Origin of the sequence: Maricaulis maris MCS10 (assembly GCF_000014745.1) — a bacterium.
GTDB classification, from domain to species: domain Bacteria; phylum Pseudomonadota; class Alphaproteobacteria; order Caulobacterales; family Maricaulaceae; genus Maricaulis; species Maricaulis maris_A.
On the sequence record NC_008347.1, the window covers coordinates 2,244,034 to 2,265,043 of the forward strand.

Genomic DNA, 21,010 nt, shown 5'->3' on the forward strand with positions numbered 1-21,010 from the left:
ATCTGGACACCCCTCGATCGACTTATAGGCTGTAGCGGATCCGACGATCTGAAGGCGACCCTGCGGGCGCGCATCGCTCTGGTGTTTGCGGCCATGCTCACACTTATTTCGCTGGCCAACACATCATTGCTTGTATTGTCGGACCAGGCCCGCCCCGGCATGGCGCTGCTTGGCGCGGCGGCGGCGGCTGCATTCGCCGCCAGCGGGCTGATCGGCATCTGGCTGCGCCGCCCCTCAATCACCATGGTCTTCATCGCTGTCAGCACGACACTCGTCTATGCCGGTGCCATCTACGGCAATCGCGGCGTCGTGCCGCCGGCTTTCGCGTATCTGCCCTGCATACTGCTCGGCTTCTACCAATTCTGGGGGCCGCGCAGCCTGTATGCGGCACTACCGGTGGTCGGCGCGGCCTTTGCCGGCGTTATTGCTCTGGCCGACATTGCGGACACTCCGGCTGCATACCCGTTGGTGACCCACAGTGTCGCTCTCATGCTCGCCTGCATCTGGCTGATATCCCTGGCTGCGGTATTCGGATCAGTCCAAAAACTCGCCGAGTCGCAATTGCGGCAGGCCAATGCCGACCAGGCCGCTGCCCTGTCGTCCAGCCGGGCGGCCCAGCGCGCGAAGAGCGAATTCCTCGCCAATGTGGGCCATGAAGTTCGAACCCCGCTCAATGGCATGCTCGGGATGGCCGACGTTATGCATCAAGTCGGCGGCCTGTCTCCCGACCAGGATGAACGGCTGCAACTGATCCGGGATTCCGGTGCCACTCTGCTGGAATTGCTCAATGAGATTCTTGACCAGTCGAAGATCGAAACTGGCCAGGTCATGGCGGAACGGATCGATTTCGACCTCGGGAAACTGGTTGAAAAAGCAGCCTCGAGCTGGCGTCCGGAGGCGGAGAGCCGCGGTCTCGACCTTCACCTTGATCTTGCCGCCTTGCATCACCCGGTCCTTCAGGGGGATCCCTTGCGAATCCGGCAGATCCTCAACAATCTCGTGTCGAATGCGCTCAAATTCACCAAGACCGGCCATGTAGCGCTGAAGGTCGAACAGTCACCCGGTGCGACCGCTACGACTTGGAATACCCGGATCGAGGTCACTGACACCGGCAGCGGCATTCCGAGCGAAAAGCTCGAGGCGATCTTCGAAGCCTTCCACCAGGCCGATGCCTCGATCACGCGGCGCTATGGCGGCACAGGCTTGGGCCTGTCAATCAGCCGCCAGCTGGCCCATTTGATGGATGGCACACTCGATGTCACCTCGACGCCCGGACGCGGCAGTTGTTTTGCCCTCAACCTGCCATTGGCAGCGGGCGAGCTCGCGCCGGCTGACACGGCCGAGCGGGCTGGCACCAACATGCCGGGCGCTCTATCGAACTTCACCCAGCCAATACGCGTGCTGTCCGTGGATGACGTAGCGACCAATCATATTGTGCTGAGGGCATTGCTCGAACAGGCCCTGGCCGAGACCCCCCTGTCGATCGAAAGGGCCAATTCCGGCGCCGAGGCTATCCAGGCTGTCAGCGAAACGGCGTTCGATCTGATCTTCATGGATATCCAGATGCCGGACATGGACGGTGCGACAGCGACCGGGGCGATCCGCCAGACCCCCCTCGGCAAATCTGCCTGGATCATTGCCGTGTCAGCGCTGGAGGCGTCCCAACGCGCCAGCATCCTGCCGACCGGCCTGTTCCAGAACGTCCTGCCCAAACCGACATCCATGGCCGCCTTGCATGGCGTCCTGTCCGAATGGCAACGGGCCCGCCTGTCCGGCGCCTTCCCGCCCGAGACCGGTCCGGTGACCTATTGACGCGACTGGCGCCCTCAGGCCCCGATCAGGTCAAACCACTCATCTTCGGTCAGCGTCTCAACACCCAGCTCGGCCGCCTTTTTGGCCTTTGATCCGGCCCCCGGCCCGGCGACCAGATAATCCGTCTTGCCCGATACGGATCCCGCCACCTTGGCACCAAGCGCTTGCGCCTTGGCCTTGGCTTCGTCGCGGGTCATCCGCTCCAGCGCACCGGTGAAGACCACGGTCTTGCCGGCCACCGGGCTGTCATTGGCAATGGCTTCGGCATCCTCGATGGTGAGTTGGGCGACGAGACGGTCAAGGAGGTCCCGATTGTGGGCCTCGGTGAAATACTGCTCCAGCGCCTCGACCGCGGCATTGCCAATACCGTCAATGCCCAGCATCTCAGCGCGCACGGCCTCATCGGACAGATTGGCCGCCGCGGCGTGGAAGGCTGCCCAGCTGCCATAGGTGCGGGCAAACAGGGCCGATGTGTTTTCACCGACATGGCGGATGCCCAGCGCGTTGAGAAAGCGCGCCAGGGTGATGGTCCGCCTGTCCTCGATCGAGGTGAAGAGATTGCGGATCGAGGTCTCGCCGAAACCCTCACGCTCCTGCAATGGCGGTTTGATCTCGCCGGCCTCATTGCGGGCCTTGAGGGTGAAGATATGAGCCGGCTCGGTGATCAGGCCTTCTTCCTGGAAGGCCTCGATCTGCTTGATGCCCAGGCCTTCGATATCGAAAGCCTTGCGCGATACGAAATGCTTCAACCGCTCCTTCAGCTGGGCGCCACAGATGAGGCCGCCCGTACAGCGCCGCACGACATCCAGCTTGCCGGTCTTGGCGTCGTGCTCACGCAGGGCCTGGCTGCCGCACACGGGGCACTCGGTGGGAAAATCGAAGGCCTCGCCGCGACCGGGCCTGTCCGGGTCGACCACGCGGACGACTTGCGGGATAACATCGCCGGCGCGCTGGATCACCACCGTGTCACCGACGCGGATATCCTTGCGCTCGATTTCGTCCTGATTGTGCAGCGTCGCATTGGTGACCACCACACCGCCGACCGTGACCGGCGTCAAGCGGGCGACCGGCGTCAGGGCGCCGGTGCGGCCGACCTGGATGTCGATGGCTTCCAGAATGGTGGTCGCCTGTTCGGCCGGGAATTTGTGGGCGATGGCCCAGCGCGGAGCGCGGGCGACAAAGCCCAGACGCTCCTGCCAGTCCAGCCGGTCTGCCTTGTAGACCACCCCATCAATGTCATAGCCGAGCCCGGCCCGTCTTGCCTCGATATCGCGATAGACCGCCAGCAGAGCCTCGACCGTTTCGCAGCGGGCCATGAGGTCATTGACCGGAAAGCCCATTTCGCCGAACCGGGCCACGGCTCCCATCTGGGTGTCGGAAAGCGGCTCGGAGACCTCGCCCCAGGCATAGGCGAAAAAGCGCAGGGGGCGCTGGGAGGTCATCTTCGGGTCGATCTGGCGCAGCGAGCCGGCAGCGGCATTGCGCGGATTTTTGTAGGCGTCCTTGCCTGCCTCGATCTGACGCTCATTGAGCGCCGCAAAATCGGCGTGCGACATGTAGACCTCACCGCGCACCTCGACCACGTCCGGCCAGTCGCCGGGTGGCAAGGTGTCGGGGATATCGTCCAGGGTGAGCAGGTTCTGCGTCACATCCTCGCCGGTCTGGCCATCGCCGCGGGTGGCGCCATGGACAAGCTTGCCACCGACATAGCGCAGGCTGGCCGACAGGCCGTCAATCTTCGGCTCGGCAGTGACCGCCACGACATCGCTCTCGGCCAGACCCAGAAAGCGGCGGATGCGTCCGACAAAATCGGCGACATCCTCGTCATTGAACGCATTGCCCAGCGACAGCATCGGTACTGCATGCCGGATTTCGCCGAACTTGCCGGACGGGACGGCGCCGACGCGCTGGGTCGGGCTGAGCAGGTCAATGAACTGCGGAAAGCGGACTTCGATCGCCTCAAGCTTGCGGCGTAGCGCATCATAGGCGGCGTCGGAAATCTTGGGCGCGTCGGACTGGTAGTAGGCCTTGTCATGCCCGGCAATCTCGCGAGCCAGGCGGGCATGCTCGGCGCGTGCTTCGGCCTCGGTCAGCTGGTCGACATCCTTGAGTGCGCTCATCAGTCCTGCCCTGCGGAATCAATTCGGGAGCGGCAGTCTAGGCGTCCACGGCCATCAGTGCATCGGCCTGGGCCCGTGCCGCGTCAGTAATGTCAGCGCCGGACAGCATGCGGGCAATCTCCTCGCGCCGCGCCGCTCCATCCAGCTTGACCAGTGTCGTGCGCATGCCGCCCTGCCCGTCATCGGTCTTGACGATCTGCCAGTGATGATCGGCCAGCGCCGCCACTTGCGGTGAGTGGGTAACGACCAGTGTCTGCCCCTTGGCGGCCAGCCGCTTGAGCCGCCGACCCACCGCATCGGCCACGGCCCCGCCAACGCCCTGGTCAACTTCGTCGAAGACCAGAACCAGACCGTCATCCTCGCCAGCCAGCGCCACTTTCAGGGCCAGGCCGAAGCGCGACAGCTCACCCCCCGACGCGATCTTGTCCAGTGCTCCGAAAGGCGATCCCGGATTGGTGGCAACCTCGAAAACGACCTGGTCGCGGCCATCAGGTCCGGCCCGGTCATCATCCGAGGTAATGGCGACGCGGAAGCGCGCCCGGTCCATTTTCAGCGGCGGCAGTTCGGCCGCGACCGCGTCGGTCAGCGCCTTGCCGGCCTTCATGCGACTGCGTGACAGGGCATGGGCAGCGTCGTCATACCGCGCCTGGGCCGCCTTCACGGCCTTTTCGGCCTCGGCAATCCGGTCCGACGCGTTCTCGATACCGTCGAGCTGGTCGGTCAGCCGACCATGCAGGGCCGCCAGCTCGTCTGCGGCGACATGGTGCTTGCGGGCCAGGCCACGCAGGGCGAACAGCCGCTCCTCCACATCATTGAGACGGCCCGGCTCAACATCGAATGCCTTGGCGGCGTCCGAGAGGGCATCTTCCGCCTCGGCAAATTCGATCAAGGCCCGGTCGATCGCCGTCGAGGCGCGCTCGAGCGCGGGCCCGGCCTCACCACCGCCCGACCCGATATGATCACGCACTCGTTCCAGCCCACGCAGCGCCGCATTCAGACGCGCCTCCAGGCCTCCGCCCTCACCGGCGAGAGCCTGCTGGGCGTCCTGCAAATCCCCGATGGCGCGCTCGGCGCCTTGCAGGAATTGGCGTTCCTCAGCCAGTTCCGCCTCCTCGCCGGCACGCGGATCGAGCCGGTCGAGTTCCTCGATGGCATGACGCAGATAGTCCTGCTCGTCATCCGAGGCCTGATTGGCGTCCACCAGGGCATCGAGTTGCTTGCGAGCGGCGCTGACTTCGCGCCAGGCCGCACGACAGGTCGCCAGCTTGCCATCATGCCCGGCATAGGTATCGAGATAGGTGCGGTGGCTTTTGGGGTCCATCAGTCCGCGGCCGTCATGCTGGCCGTGAACTTCAACCAGTACATCGCCCAGTCCGCGCAACAGCCCGATGCTGGCTGCCTGGTCATTGATATGAGCGCGACTGCGGCCGTCCTCACCAAGACGCCGGCGCAGGATCAGCGGCTCACCCGGCTCGACCATCAGGCCGGCCTCGTCCAGCAAGCCCCAGGCGGGGTGGCCGGCGGGCAGGTCAAAGGCGGCAACAGCCTGGGCCTCGTCAGCGCCGCTGCGCACCTGGGCGCGATCGGCACGCTCGCCAGCAGCCAGTCCCAGAGCGCCAAGCAGGATCGACTTGCCGGCACCGGTCTCGCCGGTCAGTGCACACAATCCACCGTCGAACGTCGCCTCAAGCGCGTCGATCAGGACCACATTTCGAATGGAAAGGGAGAGCAGCATTCAGTGCGTAGGCACCCCCGGGCCAGATCAGCCAAACAGCCGCTGCATGGCCCGCCGCATAAAGGACGGGTCGGCCTGTTCGATCGATTCGCCGATCGAGATCCCCTCACGGGTGAGGAGATCATAGCTGGTCTCATACCAGTCACTGCCCGGGAAATTGTAGCCCAGGACCGATGCGACCTGACGGGCTTCCTCGTCAATGCCGAGCGAGACATAGGATTCGACCAGGCGATGCAGGGCTTCCGGCACGTGCGATGTGTTGCCGTATTCGCGCAAGACATTCTGGAAACGGTTGATGGCCGCCAGGTGGTAGCCGCGGCGCAGATACCAGCGCCCAACGCTCATTTCCTTGCCAGCCAGATGGTCGCGCGTCATGTCGATCTTCAGGCGCGCGTCGGTAGCGTAGCGGCTGTCCGGGAAACGGCGCACAACCTGTTCAAGCGACAGCAGGGCCTGCTGGGTGGCCGCCTGGTCACGCCCGACATCCATGATCTGTTCGAAATGGCTGATCGCGATGAGGTAGTAGGCATAAGCGGCGTTGCGATTGCCCGGATGCAGCGAGATGAAGCGCTGGGCGTCGGAAATCGCCTCGTCGTAATTATTGGATTCGTAGTTGGCATAGGCTGCCATCAGCATGGCCCGGCGTGCCCATTCCGAATACGGGTGCTGACGCTCCACCTCATCGAAGCGGGCCGCGGCCAGCGGGTATTGCTGGCGGTCGAGCGATTCGAACGCGGTGGCGTAAATCGTCTCCGCCGGTCGCTCGACATAAGCGACTGAATTATCTGGCCCGCTGGCACAGGATGCCAAGAGGGCGGACAGGACAAGCGGGGCAACGATACGCGACATAAAGGTCATGAAAGCACGGCTCAACAGCTCTGGCGGCCGAAGGGCCACCCGTTCCGACAAGTTTGTAGCGGATGATTGCCTCGGGCAAAAGGGCGCTGTCATCGAGGAATGCGAAACTGACGGTTCAAGCCGTCGGATCAGGGCGCAATGACAGATCTGCCGCAATAGAAAGGCGGCAAACCCCACGCCCCGCCAGGGCGTGCGGCCCGGGTTTTCGTCATGTCTCGAAATCAGGTAGGGCTCAACGCGCCATCGCCATGGCGCCGGCATCGACGTCACGCATGCTGACCCATTTCCAGCTGGTCGGATCGTCCAGCAGGGCGCGCACGGCAGCATTGTTGATCGCGTGGCCCGGACGGGCGGCGCGATAACAGCCGATGATCGGAGCACCGGCCAGGGCGATATCGCCCAGCGCGTCCAGAGCCTTGTGACGGACAAACTCGTCCTTGAAGCGCAATCCTTCCGGATTGGCGATGCCGTCATCATCCAGCACCACGGCATTGTCCATGGAACCACCACGCGCCAGACCAGCGGCCAGCAGTGCTTCGTAATCCTTGCGGAAACCGAAAGTCCGCGCCGAGGCGATGTCATCGCTGAAAATGTCGGGAGCGATCTCGAAGGCACAGGATTGGCGCCCCACCGAGGCGTGCTCGAAGCTGATCTCGATCTCGATCGACGGCTTGAGGGCCGGAAGGAATCCGGCGCTGCGCTCGTCATCTTCGATCATGACCGGACGCAGGACCTGGATCGCGCGACGCGGCATGGCATGGGATTTCAGTCCAACCTGGCGGATAAGCTTGACGAAGGGCGCCGAGGATCCGTCCATCACCGGGACTTCAGACCCTTCAACCTCGATCACTGCATCATCCACACCGAGGCCTGCCAGAGCGGCCATCAAATGCTCGATGGTTGCGACCGAAACGCCGGCCTCATTGGTGATAGTGGTGCCCAGGCGCACCTCATTGACATTGGTGGCCCGCGCCGCAATCCGGTTGTTGCGGTCGGTGATGTCTGAGCGCACAAAGACAATGCCCGCGCCGGCACTGGCCGGTTGCAGGACCATGCGAACCCGGTCGCCGGTGTGGAGACCAATGCCTGCGAACACAACAGGTGCCGCCAATGTGTGCCGGTTAATCACTGTAACGCGCCATCTTGCTTACGGTTTACGCCCAAACGCTTGATGGCCAGACAGCCATCGACCTGTGCAGTGAACGACAGGCGGTGCCAGCATTCAATTAAACCATTGTTGCGGTTTGTTACGCGGCTGCAGCAAAAAGGGCGGCCGCAATGGGCCGCCCGTTTCTTCAGTCAGATCAGTGAGTTGATCTGATCAATTTGCCTGGCGACGCAGGAAGGCCGGGATTTCCAGATCGCCTTCTTCCAGGCTGTCACCGAACAGGTCTCCGGACGCCGGTCGCTGGGCCGACTGGACCGGCGCAGTCTTGGTGACCGGCGCGGCTTTCGGAGCAGGTTCGACCGGCTTCTTGCGGCGACCGAAGAGCGAGAACCCACGCTTCTCTTCCTTGCTGTCGGCTTGCGGCGCCGAGGCGCGGCGTTCTTCATAGCGCGCGTTCAAACGTTCTGCTTCCTGGGCCAGTCGGGCCTGGTCCTGGACAACTTGCGGCGCTTCGGCCCGCATGTCGGTCTGGGTCGTCCGCACTTCAGACACATAAGGGTCGCGATCAGAACTGATCGGGCTCGTGGCGATGGCGTCGGAGAGATCTTCGGCCCCGACAGCCCTCTTCATCGGCTCGACCTGGAACTCGTCGCTGGTCTCGGTCTCGGTTTGTGCGGCAGCCTGCGGCTCCGCTTCCCGGCGCGGTTCAGCGATACGGGGTTCGGGTGCGCGCATCTCGACACCGCGCTCACTGGCCACACGGCCCGGACGGTCAGAATTCGAGCGTTTCCATGGCAGGATGGCGTCATTCGGATTGGACTGCTGGGCCGACGCAGCGCCGCGTTGCTGACGGGCACGCGGATCGGTCTGAACCATGATTTCCGCGTCGATACCGGTGGCGACGACCGAGACACGCATGGAACCTTCCATGGTTTCGTCGAAGGTCGAACCGACAATGATATTGGCTTCCGGATCGACTTCAGCGCGAATTTCGTTCGCGGCCTCGTCGACCTCATAAAGGGTCATGTCATAGCCGCCGGTGATGTTGATCAGGACGCCGGTGGCCCCCTTCATCGAAACATCGTCCAGCAGCGGATTTGAAATGGCGGCCTGGGCGGCTTCCACGGCGCGCTTTTCGCCGCCGGCCTCGCCCGTCCCCATCATCGCCTTGCCCATCTCGTTCATCACCGCGCGGACGTCGGCGAAGTCGAGATTGATCAGGCCCGGCATGACCATCAGATCGGTGATACCGCGCACGCCGGAATGCAGGACCTGGTCAGCCATGGAGAAGGCCTCGGCAAAGGTCGTTTTCTCGGTCGCGATACGGAAGAGATTCTGGTTCGGGATCACGATCAGCGTATCGACATGATCCTGCAGCTGATCGATCCCGGAATCGGCCAGCTTCATGCGGCGCGAGCCTTCGAAATGGAAGGGTTTGGTCACGACACCAACGGTGAGAATGCCCATTTCACGAGCCGCGCGCGCCACGACAGGCGCAGCGCCGGTTCCCGTGCCACCACCCATGCCGGCAGTGATGAAGACCATGTGGGCCCCGCCCAGATGCTCGCGGATCTCCTCGATCGAGTCCTCGGCCGACTGTTCACCGACTTCCGGTCGCGCACCCGCGCCCAGACCTTCAGTGATGGCGGCCCCCATCTGGACGCGCTTTTCGGCCTGCGAACGTTGCAGGGCCTGGGCGTCTGTGTTGGCGACGACAAAGTCGACACCTTCCAGCTTGGCCTCGATCATGTTGTTGACGGCATTCCCCCCGGCGCCCCCGACACCAAAGACCACAATACGCGGCCGCAACTCGGTCGTTTCGGGAATTGAGAGGTTGAGCGTCATGACAGACCCTGTTCTCGGCACTGGAAGTTAAACAACGATTCACCATGAAGTTTCGCCCCAAGACGCTTAAGCAGGGGTTAAACTGATGATCATTTCAGGTGGTAAAACATTCTGACCGACAGGGTCCGCCGCTGATGTCGTCAGCCGCTTGCAGCCTCGGGAAGCGAGCCGGATAGCCAGATTTCGCGGTCCGACCGGTCGAGCAGCAGGGTCACCGCGTGTCCGAGCTCATGCATGGTATTTGCAAAGATCATGATGATCTCGGCATCACGCTGCGTTTGCGGCAATCGCACACCAAAACTCATCGAATGGGTCACGAATGAGTTGAAGAACTTCGCGATGTCCTGAGCTTCCGAGCGCGCAATGCGAAGGTCCACCCGTGTGAAATCGAGCAGGATGCGGCGCCAGCCCCGGGATTCCGCCGCTTCGGCCATTTCGACGATGATGTCGGTGGCGCTGTCCCAGTCCTCATAACCATCAATGAAGGTTTCGACACAAGCGTGGTCAGGCAGGATTGTGACTCGATTGAAAGACATTGCGCTCTTCTTGCGACCTAGAGTCGGAGAAGTAAGGGCCGCACCCGAGAAAGTCCTTAAACGCGTCGGTAATTGATTATGAAATAGCGGTTGATCCCGAAGGCTCAAAAGCTTTCGGCAAACCAGCGCCACATGGACGACGCCCGACCGGCACCAGCTTCCGCAGGAACCCGGCGCGGCATGGTCGGCAGACCGCTCATGCGCGGCGGTCCGGCAATGGCTTCCGCGGCCCCGCGCGTCTCGCGGCGGACCACACCGGCCACGGCACTGAAAGCCGGACCGGACACCGCATCGCCCAGCCCGCTGACACCGCATGGTCCCGCGATACGGACCTGCTTGCCAAACACACGCGCGGCCAGTTCGGCAGCGCCGGGAAGCTGGGCGCCCCCACCAGTCAGAACCAGGCGACGGCCGGATGTCTTGCCGACACCGGCCGCGTCGAGGCGGTCGCGGATTAGTTCGAAGGTCTCTTCCAGCCGCGGCCGGATGATCGAGTTGAGCAGGGAGCGCGGCGCACTGTCGTAAAGCGCACCATTTTCACCGGAAACCGATGGCACCTCGATCATCTGCTGGTCATCCTCGGGACTGTCCAGAGCCGACCCGTACAGCGTCTTGAGGCGTTCCGCGGCGGCCAGCGGCGTCGACAGGCCGCGCGCCACATCCGATGTCACATGCGAGCCACCGACCGGGACGGCATCAATATGCAGCAGCGCACCTTCCGCGAACACGGCTGCGGTGGTGGCGCCGGCACCCATGTCGATCAGGGTCGCACCCAGCTTGACTTCATCGTCGGCCAGGGCCGACAGGCCGGACGCGTAAGGTGTGGCGACCACGCCCTTGAGGTCGAGATGGCAGCGCTCGATACAGGTCGACAGATTGCGCAGCGGGCCGATGGCGGCGGTAATGACATGCACTTCCACGCCCAGCGTCTTGCCGAACATGCCGCGCGGATCCTTGATCCCGCGATGATCATCGACTGACCAGGACAGCGGAATGGCGTGCAGGACAACGCGGTCTTCAATCGCAAATTCAGCCAGCGCGCCATCCAGCAGGCGGCGCGGCTCGCGCTCGGTGATCTCGCGTTGTGGCAGGTCGATCTCGGCAGCCAGGCGGGTCGAGGCCGGCTGTCCGGCCGACAGGGTCACGGTGACAGCGTTGACGGCAATCCCGGCCATGCGCTCGGCCTGCTCGACCGCGGTGCGGATGGCTTCGGCGGCTGCATCCATGTCAACCACCGCGCCGGCGCGGACGCCGCGCGAGGACTGGTGACCGACACCGATCACACGCGGCCGCGGACCGGAGATGGTCTGATCGGTGCGGGCGATGAAACAGGCAATCTTGGAGGAGCCGACATCAAGGGCGGCACAGACACCCTGGGCCTTGGAGCCGCTGACAGCGCTGGGCTGACGGGACCGGAACAGATCAAACACACTCACGCTTCACGCTCCCGCATACCGGCCGCCGCTGCCCGGTCAGGCAGGGCACGGACGATCAGATCGCCCTCACCGCGTAGGTCAAAACTCTCGGCCGCCAGGCGCAGCACGCCACGCTCGGCCTGAAGGCGGGCGAGGATGGCGATCGAGGCCATCACATCGCTCTCCGGCAATTTCACATCAGCACCGCTTTCCAGGCGCAGATTCCAGCGCCTTTCACCGACGCGCACCGCACCGACCACCCGACCGGCCACGTCCGGGAAATGGCCCAGGGCATCGACGATCTCGGTCGCCGCCTCATTGGCGCCGTCGGCAACGACAAGCGGCAGATCGGGCGGGTTCATGACATCGGCATCAGCGATCACGACCCCGTCGCGATCGATTACGTGCAGACCGCCCTCGACCTGCCAGAGCGCGAAGGCTTCGCGGGTCTCGACGACAATGGCGATACGGTCGGGCAGCAGACGGGCAACACGGGCCCGACGGATCATCGGCATGGCCTCGACCCGGCTTCGAACAATTTCCGGATCGATCGAGAAAATGGACTCGCCGTCGGTGATCAGGGATGCCTGGACGATGGCATGGGCCATCTCGCCGCGGGCGCCTGTGACATCAATGGCGCGAACGGCGAAGCCGGACTCAGCGAGCTGACGCTCGACGTGGGCACCGGCCCAGGAAGCGACATCGTCGAGCTGACCGAAGAGCGCGAGTCCGCCCACCGTGACAGCCGCCAGGCCAGCCACGACCAACCCGCCGAAACGGGCTGCATTCGCCATACGATATCTGACACCCCGGACCTGGGCCTCGGCCCAGTTACGCAAACGCCGCGGTGCGGACACCGCGGCGGACTGGGGTTTGGTCTTGCGACGGACCGCTTTACGCGATCCGGCACGCCTCACCTTCGACACGACGCATTCTCCGCCATCCATGCAACGAGATCGGAAAATTCGATCCCGCAATACTGCGCCTGTTCTGGCGCTAGTGATGTCGGAGTCATGCCCGGTTGGGTGTTAATTTCGAGTAACCATAATGGTGTATCGGCTGCCGAATCATAGCGGAAATCCGACCGCGTCATGCCCCGGCATCCCAAGGCCCGGTGTGCCCTGACAGCCAAATCCATCGCCAGTTCAGCGATTTCGGCGGAAATCGGCGCCGGTAAAATATGATCCGACCCGCCTGCCGTGTATTTCGCTTCATAGTCGTAAAAGGTCGTGTTGGGCTTGATCTCGGTGACACACAGCGCCCTGTCTTCCATTACCGCCACGGTCAGCTCGCGACCGGGCACATAGCGCTCGATCAGGATTTCATCACCCAGCGCCCAGGCCGTCGAACCCAGCTCGGCGGGTGGGCGATTGGCACCTTCCAGCACGATATGCACGCCGACCGATGAGCCTTGTGCATTCGGTTTGGCGACATAGGGCGGCTTCATCACATGGGCCTTGGCCGCCTCGAAACGGTTGGCGATGATGCCCTCAGGACAGGGGATGCCCGCCGCGCGCAGCACGTCCTTGGCCTTCTGCTTGTCCATCGCCAGGGCCGAAGCGAGCACGCCGGAATGGGTGTAGGGCTTGCCGAAATGCTCGAGCACACCCTGGACCAGACCGTCCTCGCCCCACTCGCCATGCAGGGCGTTAAAGACGACATCCGGGTCGGCGTCGGCGAGCTGTTGCGACAGATGACGGCCGGCATCGATCTCGACCACCTCGTAGCCGGCATCGCGCAACCCCTTGGCACAGGCCGCGCCCGTGACCAGAGACACATCCCGCTCCGGCGACAGTCCGCCCATCAAAACCGCGATACGCTTGCTCATGAGATTATCCTGGCTGAGGCCCTGACCGGTCATCGACCCGGGCAGACCGGCTAGTTCAGTGCTTCACCGCTGGGTGTGGTCGGCCTGACCACCGGATCAACGAGCGCGATCGCGCTGGCGCCGGTTGTGCGTGCAATGGCCAGCAATTCGGTCAGCGCCTCGACAGGCGCAGTGCCCAGATCGACATGCAACATCTCGTCCTGCAGCGAGGCGGCGTGGATGAAGCCACCGGTCTGGACACCGGGGGTCACCACTGGCGTGTCTTTCATCATCCCGAACCAGCGATCAAACCAGCGCGTCACGGCTGCCTCATCCCATTTCGCGCCCTGCAGCTGGACCACCAGCGCGTCCCAGCGGAACGGATGGAGATGAAGATGAACGCCCTCGACTGGTCCGTCCCAGGACTTGAAAGCCAGCATGTCCTGCAAGCGAAACTCGCGGAATTCCGGCTTGGGCTGGATTTGGGTCGCGAAATCAATGCGGTACAGGTTCCGGATCAGCGATTTGTCATGCTGGATCGCGAACGGATGCTCGCTGACGCCCTGGGGAAAATGCTTTTGCATTTCCGGCAGCCACTGGGTGTAGGCCTGTACGAATTTCTCGCGGATCGGCTCGATCGCCGCGGCGACTGGATCGGTCATCCCGCTTGCCCTTCTTGTTTCTGGTCGCCGGAGACCCGGCCGATACGCCGGACTTCCCAGCGCAGCTCGATATCATGTTGTTGGCGAACCCGCGCCCGCACGTCTTCGCCGACCTGTTCCAGATCAGCCGCGCTTGCCGTGCCATCATTGATCAGGAAGTTACAATGTTGCTCGGAAAAATGCGCCCCGCCAACGCGGTAACCGCGCCCGCCGACACTGTCGATCAACTCCCAGGACTTGCGCTGGTTCGGCGTGCCGGGCGGATCGGGATTGGCGAAGGTCGAGCCGGAGGTCTTCTCGCGGATCGGCTGCGTTGTCTCGCGCCGCGCCGTGATGGCATTCATCCGCTTGGTGATCGCGTCCGGATCATCGGCCTGCCCCTGGAAGACCGCCCCGGTAAAGATCCAGTCCTCAGGCGCCTCGCAATGGCGGTAGCTGTAGGCCAACTCGTCCGGCGAGGCGATGATGCGGCGTCCCATCCGGTCCAGCGCGATGACCTCGACGACCACGTCGGATGTCTCCTGATCATAGCAGCCGGCATTCATGCGCAGCGCGCCGCCAATCGTGCCGGGCACACCTACCAGGTATTCCAGCCCGCCAATCCCGGCCTTGGCCGCCGCCTTGGCGACCATCTTGTCGAGCGCTCCGGCCCCGGCACGCAGCCGATACCCGTCCAGCGCCTCGGTCTTCGCGAACGCACCCGCCAGACGGATCACCACACCCGGCACCCCGCCATCACGCACCAGCGTGTTCGACCCGGCACCCAGCACGGTCACCGGGATCTCGTCCGGCGTCTCCGCCAGGAAGCGGCACAGATCAGACTCGTCGGCCGGGAGGTAAAGCACATCCGCCGGACCACCGACCCGCAACCAGGTCAGGCCCTTCAGCGGCGCGGCCTCGATATATTTGCCGCGAACGGTGGGGAGTTGGGCGAGGAGGGTCACCCCAACGCCTCCAACTCGCCCGGCAGGGCATAGGCCCATAGCGTGATATCACCGGCGCCGAGGCAGACGACGACATCGCCCTCACCGGCCCGTTTGGCGACGTCGGCAGCCACAGCATCACGGGTCGTGGCACCGGCATCGCGGTGACCGTGCGAGCGCAGGCTCTCGACAAGATGAGCCTGGTCGGCGCCCTCGATCGGGTCTTCCCCGGCGGTATAGACCGGGGTCACCAGCACGCTGTCGGCATCGTTGAAACAGGTCGAGAAATCGTCGAACAAGTCGTGCAGGCGACTGTAGCGGTGTGGTTGCATGACCGCGATCACCTTGCCGGTCGCGGCCTGACGCGCGGCTTTCAGTACGGCGGCGATTTCGACCGGGTGATGGCCGTAATCATCGATGATCGCCGCGCCCTTCCACTCACCGGTGCGAGTGAAGCGACGCTTGACCCCGCCAAACTGGCCCAGCGCCGTCTTGGCGCCGGCCTCGGTCAGGCCCAGCTCGCGCGCGGTCGCCAGCGCAGCAACAGCATTGAGCACATTGTGCTCGCCCATCATCGGCAGGAAAATGTCACGCCAGACCGTCTCGTCCTGACCGCGCAGGCGGAAGCGGACATCAAAGGTCGCGCCGGATGGATCCATCTTGAGGTTTTCCAGACGGGCATCGGCCTGCGGGTTCTGGCCATAGGTGATGACGCGGCGGTCCTCGACCCGGCTGGCCAGCGACTGCACTTCGGGATGGTCGGTGCACAGGACCGCAAACCCGTAGAAGGGCAGGTTCTCGACAAACTGGAAGAAGGCCTGACGGAGCACATCGAAGGTGCCGTAATGCTCCATGTGCTCGGGATCGATATTGGTGACGATGGCCACTGTCGAGCGCAGTTTGAGAAAGGAGCCGTCGCTCTCATCCGCTTCGACCGCCATCCAGTCACCCAGGCCGACCTTGGCGTTCGAGCCATAGGCGGAAATGATGCCGCCATTGATCACCGTCGGATCGACACCGGCGGCGTCCATCAGGACGGCGACCAGCGAAGTCGTCGTTGTCTTGCCGTGCGTGCCACCCACGGCAACCGCGAATTTCAGGCGCATCAGCTCGGCCAGCATCTCGGCCCGGCGCACCACCGGGATCTTGGCGGCACGGGCGGCGACGAGTTCCGGATTGTCCGGCTTGATCGCCGAGGAGACGACAATGGCGCCCGCCCCGTCGACATTTGCGGCCTTGTGACCGATGGCGACCGTGGCACCGAGCCCGGTCAGGCGTTCGACATTCGGGTTCGCCTTGATGTCGGAACCCTGCACCTTGTAGCCCAGATTGAGCATGACCTCGGCAATGCCGGACATGCCAATGCCGCCAATGCCGACGAAATGGACAGGACCGACTTCAAACGGCAGGGCGGTGAATTTCATACGAGAGCTCCGGTGACCAGGCCATCGACCGCCCGCGCCAGCGCATCGGCGGCATCGGGGCGGCCCAGCGCGCGCGCCGACTGGGCTCGGCTGGCAAGGTCGTCAGGGTTGGACAGACGGGTTTCGATGAGGGCCGCGATCTTCTGTGCCGTGAACTCGCCCTCATGGACGACATCGCAGGCGACGGCCTGGACGAGACCATCAACATTGGCGGACTGGTGGTCATCAGCGGCGATCGCCAGCGGGCAGAAGATCGCCGGACGTCCGACGCCTGCCACTTCCGACACGGTCGAGGCGCCGGCCCGGCCGATCACAAGATGGCTGGCGGCATAGAGCGAACCGACATCTTCAAAGAAGGGTTCGCATTGCGCGGCTATGCCGGCTGCTTGATAGGTTTCGCGTGCCATGGGGAGGGATTCCTCGCGGGTCTGTTGGACCACATCAAGGCGGGATCGCAGCTTTTCCGGGACCATCGCCAGTGCCTGCGGCACGGTTTCCGACAGGATGCGCGCGCCCAGGGATCCGCCAAGGACAAGGATGTTCAGCCGACCATCGGCGTCAATTGCCGGATAGCCGGCATCCCGCGCGGCGAGGATGGGGGCGCGCAGCGGGTTGCCGGTCAGGATGTGACGTTTCTTCGCCTTGGCCGGCAGGCGGTCGAGGCGCTCGAACCCCGAGGCCACAAAGCCGGCCTTGGCGGCAAAGACGCGATTGACCCGGCCCAGCACGGCGTTTTGTTCATGGATGGCGAAGGCAATGCCCATCGAACGGGCGACCGCCAGGGCCGGAAAGGCCGGATAGCCACCAAAACCGGCGATCACGTCCGGCTTCCACTTGCCGACAATCGAGCGCGCCTGGGCAAAGCCCTGGGTCAGTTCGAGCGCGGCCCTGGCCAGCTTGAGCGGGTTCTTCGTCGACGGGCTGGCGGCATGGATCTCGTCAACCGCGACGGCCGGAAAGTCGGTCGCGTGGCGCAGGCCGCGGGCATCGGTGACCAGACGCACCTGCCAGCCGCGCGCGATCAGGGCTTCCGCCGCCGCGCGCGCGGGAAACATGTGCCCACCGGTTCCGCCGGCGGCAATCAGGCAACGGCGCGGTGTCATGCGGAGAAGCGCGGTGTGTAGGCGCCGGGTCGGCGACGGGTGAAGGCCAGCAGGAGGCCGGCACCGAATGCAAGGGCGAGCATGGACGAACCTCCATAGGAGACGAAAGGCAATGTCATGCCCTTGGGTGGAATGAGGTTCAAGTTTACGGCGATATTGACCAGGCTTTGCAGTCCGAATTGCAGCGCAAGTCCAGCGACCGCCAACTGCGCGAACCCGTTTTGCAGCCGCATCACCTGCATCCAGGCCCGCGTCACCAGGATGGCAAACAGGCCGATGATCGACAGCGAGGCCATCAGGCCGAACTCCTCAGCCGCAACCGAGAAGATGAAATCGGTATGAGCGTCTGGCAGGAGATGCTTCACCTCGCCCTCGCCGGGCCCGACCCCGGCAATGCCGCCGCGCGAGATGGCCTCGGTCGCCCGGTCGATCTGATAGGTGTCACCACTTTCCGGATTAAGGAAACGATCCACCCGCGAAGCGATGTGCGGGAAGGTGAAATAGGCGAGCGTCGATCCTGACGCCGCCAAACCGCCCAACACCGCCACCCAGATCCAGGACAGGCCCGAGGCAAAGAAGATGCCGCCAAAGCACAGGGTCAACAGGACGGACTGACCAAAGTCAGGCTGCAACATCAACAGGCCGATCGCGACGGCGAACAGGCCGAAGGCGATGATCCGGCCCGGCACCGGCGCGCCGCGCTTTTCTTCGGAGAACAACCAGGCCGCCGTGACCAGCAAGGCCGGTTTGAGAAATTCCGACGGCTGAAGCGAGAACGGTCCGAAACGCAACCAGCGTGTCGCCCCCTTGACCTCATGACCGATGAACAGGGTTGCCGCCATCAGGATGAATGCGCCCATCAATGCGATCACGGCCAACCGTCGCGCGCCCTTGGGCGACAGCGCCGAGATGGCCAGCAAGGAGATCAGGCTGAGGCCGGCAAAGACGCTCTGGCGATACAGGAAGTAAAACGGGTCATCGAGGCCAAGCCGTTCGGCGGCTGCCGGACTGGCCGCCATCGACAGGACAAGCCCGGTCGTGACCAGGGCAATGACGACGAACAAGAGGGTACGGTCGATACCGCGCCACCACATGCCCAGTGCCCGCGGGAAAGCCTGGATCACGCAACGCCCTCCGGTGCATGGCCCTGCGCGACACGGTCATTGACCAGCGTGCGGAACATGTCGCCGCGTGCCTCATAGCTGGCGAACTGGTCAAAGGAGGCCGCCGCTGGAGACAGGAGAATGACCTGTCCGCTTCCACCTTCGGCCAGGGCATCGCGCGTGGCGGCGGCAATAGCGCCGGCCAGGTCGCCGCAGGATTCATTCGGCAGTTCGCCGTCAAGTTCGCGGCCGAAACTCTCACTGGCCTCGCCGATCAGATAAGCCTTGGCGACGCGATGGAATTGCGGCTTCGCGGCGCTCAAACCACCCGCCTTGGCCCGTCCACCAATGATCCAGCGGACACGTTCATAACAACCCAGTGCCTGCACGGCGGCTTCGGCATTGGTGGCCTTGGAATCATTGACATAAGTGACGCCATTAATCGTGGCGACGCGCTCCTGGCGATGCGGCAGGCCGGGAAAGGTGGTGATCGCATCGGCCGCGGCACGACCGGCGACGCCCAAGGCCCGAACCGTCGCCAGGGCCGCCGCCGCATTCTGGGCGTTGTGTCGGCCCGGCAGCGTTGGCACTTTCGCCAGATCAACAATTGGATGGGAGGCGCAGTCCAGCGCGTCATAAACCCGGTCGCCCAGCGCATAGACGCCGCGTGCGAACACCCGTCCGGCCGAGATCGGAATGACTTCCTCCTCACGGCGCTGCCGGCGCAAGGCCGAATAATAGGCCGAGGTCGTATTGTCATCGATGCCGACGACCGCCAGGCCACCGGGCTTCTGCATCTCGAACAGGCGCTTCTTGGCGCGAAAATAGCCGTCGAAATCACCGTGCCGGTCGATATGGTCAGGCGTAACATTCAACAGAACCGCGACATCACAGGCCAGCGTATGCGTCAGATCGAGCTGGTAGGAAGACAGTTCGAGAACGTAATAACTGCCCGGACGCGGCGGCGACTGGGCCAGGATGGCGTCACCGATATTACCCCCGACCACGACATTGCGACCGGTTGCGCGCAGGATATGCCCGATCAGCGCGGTCGTGGTCGATTTGCCATTGGTGCCGGTGATGCCGATTACCTTTGGTCGCCGCTTTTCGGGCAGGTCCGCCAATGCCTGGGCAAACAACTCGATATCACCGATCACCGGCGCTTCAACAGCCCGGGCCAGTTCGACCATGTGGTGCGGTTTCGGATGGGTCAGCGGAATTCCCGGCGACAGGATCAAGGCGGCAATGTCGCCCCAGTCACGTCGGTTGAGATCGTCCAGCGTCAGGCCTTCGGCAGCCGCGCGCGCACGCGAGGGCTCGGCATCGTCCCAGCACGAAACTGTTGCGCCGCCTGCCTCCAGTGCCTTTGCCGTGGCTATGCCTGTGCGCCCCAATCCGAACACAGCCACACGGCGGCCTTCATATGCGTGGATCGGGATCATGGAGACCTATCCTAGCGCAATTTCAGGGTGGCGAGTCCAATTAATGCGAGGATCACCGCAATAATCCAGAAGCGGATGACGATGGTCGGTTCGGCCCATCCCTTCTTCTCGAAATGGTGGTGGATCGGCGCCATCCGGAAAACCCGTTTGCCGAAGAGTTTGAAACTGGCGACCTGAACCATCACCGAGACCAGTTCCAGCACGAACAGGCCGCCTACAATGGCGAGGACGAGCTCGTGCTTGATGGCCACGGCAATCGTTCCCAGCGCGCCGCCCAGCGACAGCGATCCGGTATCGCCCATGAAGACCATGGCTGGCGGCGCATTCCACCACAAAAAGCCGATCCCGGCACCGATCAGGGCGCCGCAGAAGATCAGGATTTCGCCCGCCCCGGCCGTGTAGTGGACCTGCAGGTATTCAGCGAAATCAACGCGTCCGACGACATAGGCGATCACGCCGAAAGTCGCGGCAGCGATCATCACTGGCACGATGGCCAGACCGTCGAGACCGTCCGTCATGTTCACGGCATTGCCCGACCCGACGATGACGACACAACCGAAGACGAAAAAGAGCGGCCCGATATTGATCATCAGGTCCTTGAAGAAAGGCACGGCGATGGAGGTTTCGATGCCCGGTTCGACACCCAGTGAGCGGGCAGTATGGGTCGCCCAGACCACAGCGATCAACGCAATGGCGAACTCGCCCACCAGTTTGAACCGGCCGCCGAAACCGGCAGTCGTCTGCTTGGTGACCTTGAGATAGTCATCAATGAAACCGATCACGCCGAAGCCCGCGGTGACGAAAATCACGATCCACACATAGGCATTGGTCAGATCGGCCCAGAGCAACGTCCCGACCATCACGCCGAGCAGGATCAGAAAACCGCCCATGGTCGGCGTCCCGGCCTTCTCGACCACATGGCGCTCGATACCCTCGGCGCGGATCGGTTGGCCCTTGCCCTGCTTGCGACGCAGCCAGCCAATCATCGGCTTTCCGAAGACAAAGGCGATCAGCATCGCCGTCATCAGGGCACCGCCCGTCCGGAAGGTGATGTAGCGGAACAGGTTGGCCAGCTGAAAATCGTCAGCCAGCGGCGCGAACAACAAATAAAGCATGG

General features: G+C 63.6%; 17 protein-coding genes. 1 reads left to right on the forward strand and 16 read right to left on the reverse strand.

What is annotated here, in order from left to right; genetic code table 11:
- The first annotated feature begins 93 nt into the window (after positions 1-93).
- Positions 94-1,812, forward strand: a complete 1,719-nt coding sequence (locus MMAR10_RS16300; RefSeq protein ID WP_011644002.1) for an ATP-binding protein — start codon at positions 94-96, stop codon at positions 1,810-1,812.
- 14 nt (positions 1,813-1,826) lie between these two features.
- Here the strand turns inward: MMAR10_RS16300 and ligA are convergent, their stop codons facing one another.
- The 16 genes from ligA to mraY all read right to left on the reverse strand — a co-directional run bounded on the left by ligA (position 1,827) and on the right by mraY (position 21,008).
- On the reverse strand, positions 1,827-3,932 hold the full coding sequence (gene ligA / locus MMAR10_RS10715) for an NAD-dependent DNA ligase LigA (protein WP_011644003.1): 2,106 nt from the start codon (positions 3,930-3,932) through the stop codon (positions 1,827-1,829).
- A gap of 37 nt (positions 3,933-3,969) precedes the next feature.
- The gene (recN, locus tag MMAR10_RS10720) at positions 3,970-5,667 is read right to left on the reverse strand and encodes a DNA repair protein RecN (protein WP_011644004.1); all 1,698 of its coding nucleotides are present in this window, start codon (positions 5,665-5,667) and stop codon (positions 3,970-3,972) included.
- A 27-nt stretch (positions 5,668-5,694) separates the two neighbouring features.
- Positions 5,695-6,525, reverse strand: coding sequence for an outer membrane protein assembly factor BamD (locus MMAR10_RS10725; RefSeq protein WP_011644005.1), 831 nt, complete (start codon positions 6,523-6,525; stop codon positions 5,695-5,697).
- Between the two features lie 232 nt (positions 6,526-6,757).
- Positions 6,758-7,654 carry a UDP-3-O-acyl-N-acetylglucosamine deacetylase gene (lpxC, locus tag MMAR10_RS10730; protein ID WP_011644006.1) on the reverse strand — a complete coding sequence of 299 codons (897 nt, stop codon included), beginning with the start codon at positions 7,652-7,654 and terminating at the stop codon, positions 6,758-6,760.
- A 192-nt stretch (positions 7,655-7,846) separates the two neighbouring features.
- Entirely contained in the window at positions 7,847-9,478 is a 1,632-nt protein-coding gene (gene ftsZ / locus MMAR10_RS10735) for a cell division protein FtsZ (protein ID WP_011644007.1), read from the reverse strand.
- A 140-nt stretch (positions 9,479-9,618) separates the two neighbouring features.
- Complete coding sequence (locus MMAR10_RS10740) at positions 9,619-10,014, reverse strand: hypothetical protein (RefSeq protein ID WP_011644008.1); 396 nt, start codon at positions 10,012-10,014, stop codon at positions 9,619-9,621.
- Between the two features lie 104 nt (positions 10,015-10,118).
- A complete protein-coding gene (gene ftsA, locus MMAR10_RS10745; RefSeq protein ID WP_011644009.1) occupies positions 10,119-11,450 on the reverse strand; it encodes a cell division protein FtsA in 1,332 nt (443 codons plus the stop codon).
- Complete coding sequence (locus tag MMAR10_RS16305; RefSeq protein ID WP_049755717.1) at positions 11,447-12,223, reverse strand: cell division protein FtsQ/DivIB; 777 nt, start codon at positions 12,221-12,223, stop codon at positions 11,447-11,449. Before MMAR10_RS16305 ends, ftsA begins: the two co-directional genes overlap by 4 nt.
- Positions 12,224-12,342: 119 nt before the next feature.
- The gene (locus MMAR10_RS10755; protein WP_041636936.1) at positions 12,343-13,290 is read right to left on the reverse strand and encodes a D-alanine--D-alanine ligase; all 948 of its coding nucleotides are present in this window, start codon (positions 13,288-13,290) and stop codon (positions 12,343-12,345) included.
- A gap of 17 nt (positions 13,291-13,307) precedes the next feature.
- Entirely contained in the window at positions 13,308-13,898 is a 591-nt protein-coding gene (locus MMAR10_RS10760; protein ID WP_011644012.1) for a hypothetical protein, read from the reverse strand.
- Entirely contained in the window at positions 13,895-14,842 is a 948-nt protein-coding gene (gene murB, locus MMAR10_RS10765) for a UDP-N-acetylmuramate dehydrogenase (protein WP_011644013.1), read from the reverse strand. Before murB ends, MMAR10_RS10760 begins: the two co-directional genes overlap by 4 nt.
- Entirely contained in the window at positions 14,839-16,245 is a 1,407-nt protein-coding gene (gene murC / locus MMAR10_RS10770) for a UDP-N-acetylmuramate--L-alanine ligase (protein WP_011644014.1), read from the reverse strand. The genes murB and murC overlap by 4 nt, the downstream gene beginning before the upstream one ends.
- Positions 16,242-17,348: an undecaprenyldiphospho-muramoylpentapeptide beta-N-acetylglucosaminyltransferase gene (gene murG, locus MMAR10_RS10775; protein WP_011644015.1), complete on the reverse strand. Its 1,107-nt coding sequence runs from the start codon at positions 17,346-17,348 to the stop codon at positions 16,242-16,244. Before murG ends, murC begins: the two co-directional genes overlap by 4 nt.
- The gene (gene ftsW, locus MMAR10_RS10780; protein WP_049755804.1) at positions 17,345-18,442 is read right to left on the reverse strand and encodes a putative lipid II flippase FtsW; all 1,098 of its coding nucleotides are present in this window, start codon (positions 18,440-18,442) and stop codon (positions 17,345-17,347) included. Before ftsW ends, murG begins: the two co-directional genes overlap by 4 nt.
- Before the next feature lie 26 nt (positions 18,443-18,468).
- On the reverse strand, positions 18,469-19,893 hold the full coding sequence (gene murD / locus MMAR10_RS10785) for a UDP-N-acetylmuramoyl-L-alanine--D-glutamate ligase (RefSeq protein WP_011644017.1): 1,425 nt from the start codon (positions 19,891-19,893) through the stop codon (positions 18,469-18,471).
- A gap of 11 nt (positions 19,894-19,904) precedes the next feature.
- Positions 19,905-21,008, reverse strand: a complete 1,104-nt coding sequence (gene mraY, locus MMAR10_RS10790) for a phospho-N-acetylmuramoyl-pentapeptide-transferase (RefSeq protein WP_011644018.1) — start codon at positions 21,006-21,008, stop codon at positions 19,905-19,907.
- Positions 21,009-21,010 lie beyond the last annotated feature (2 nt).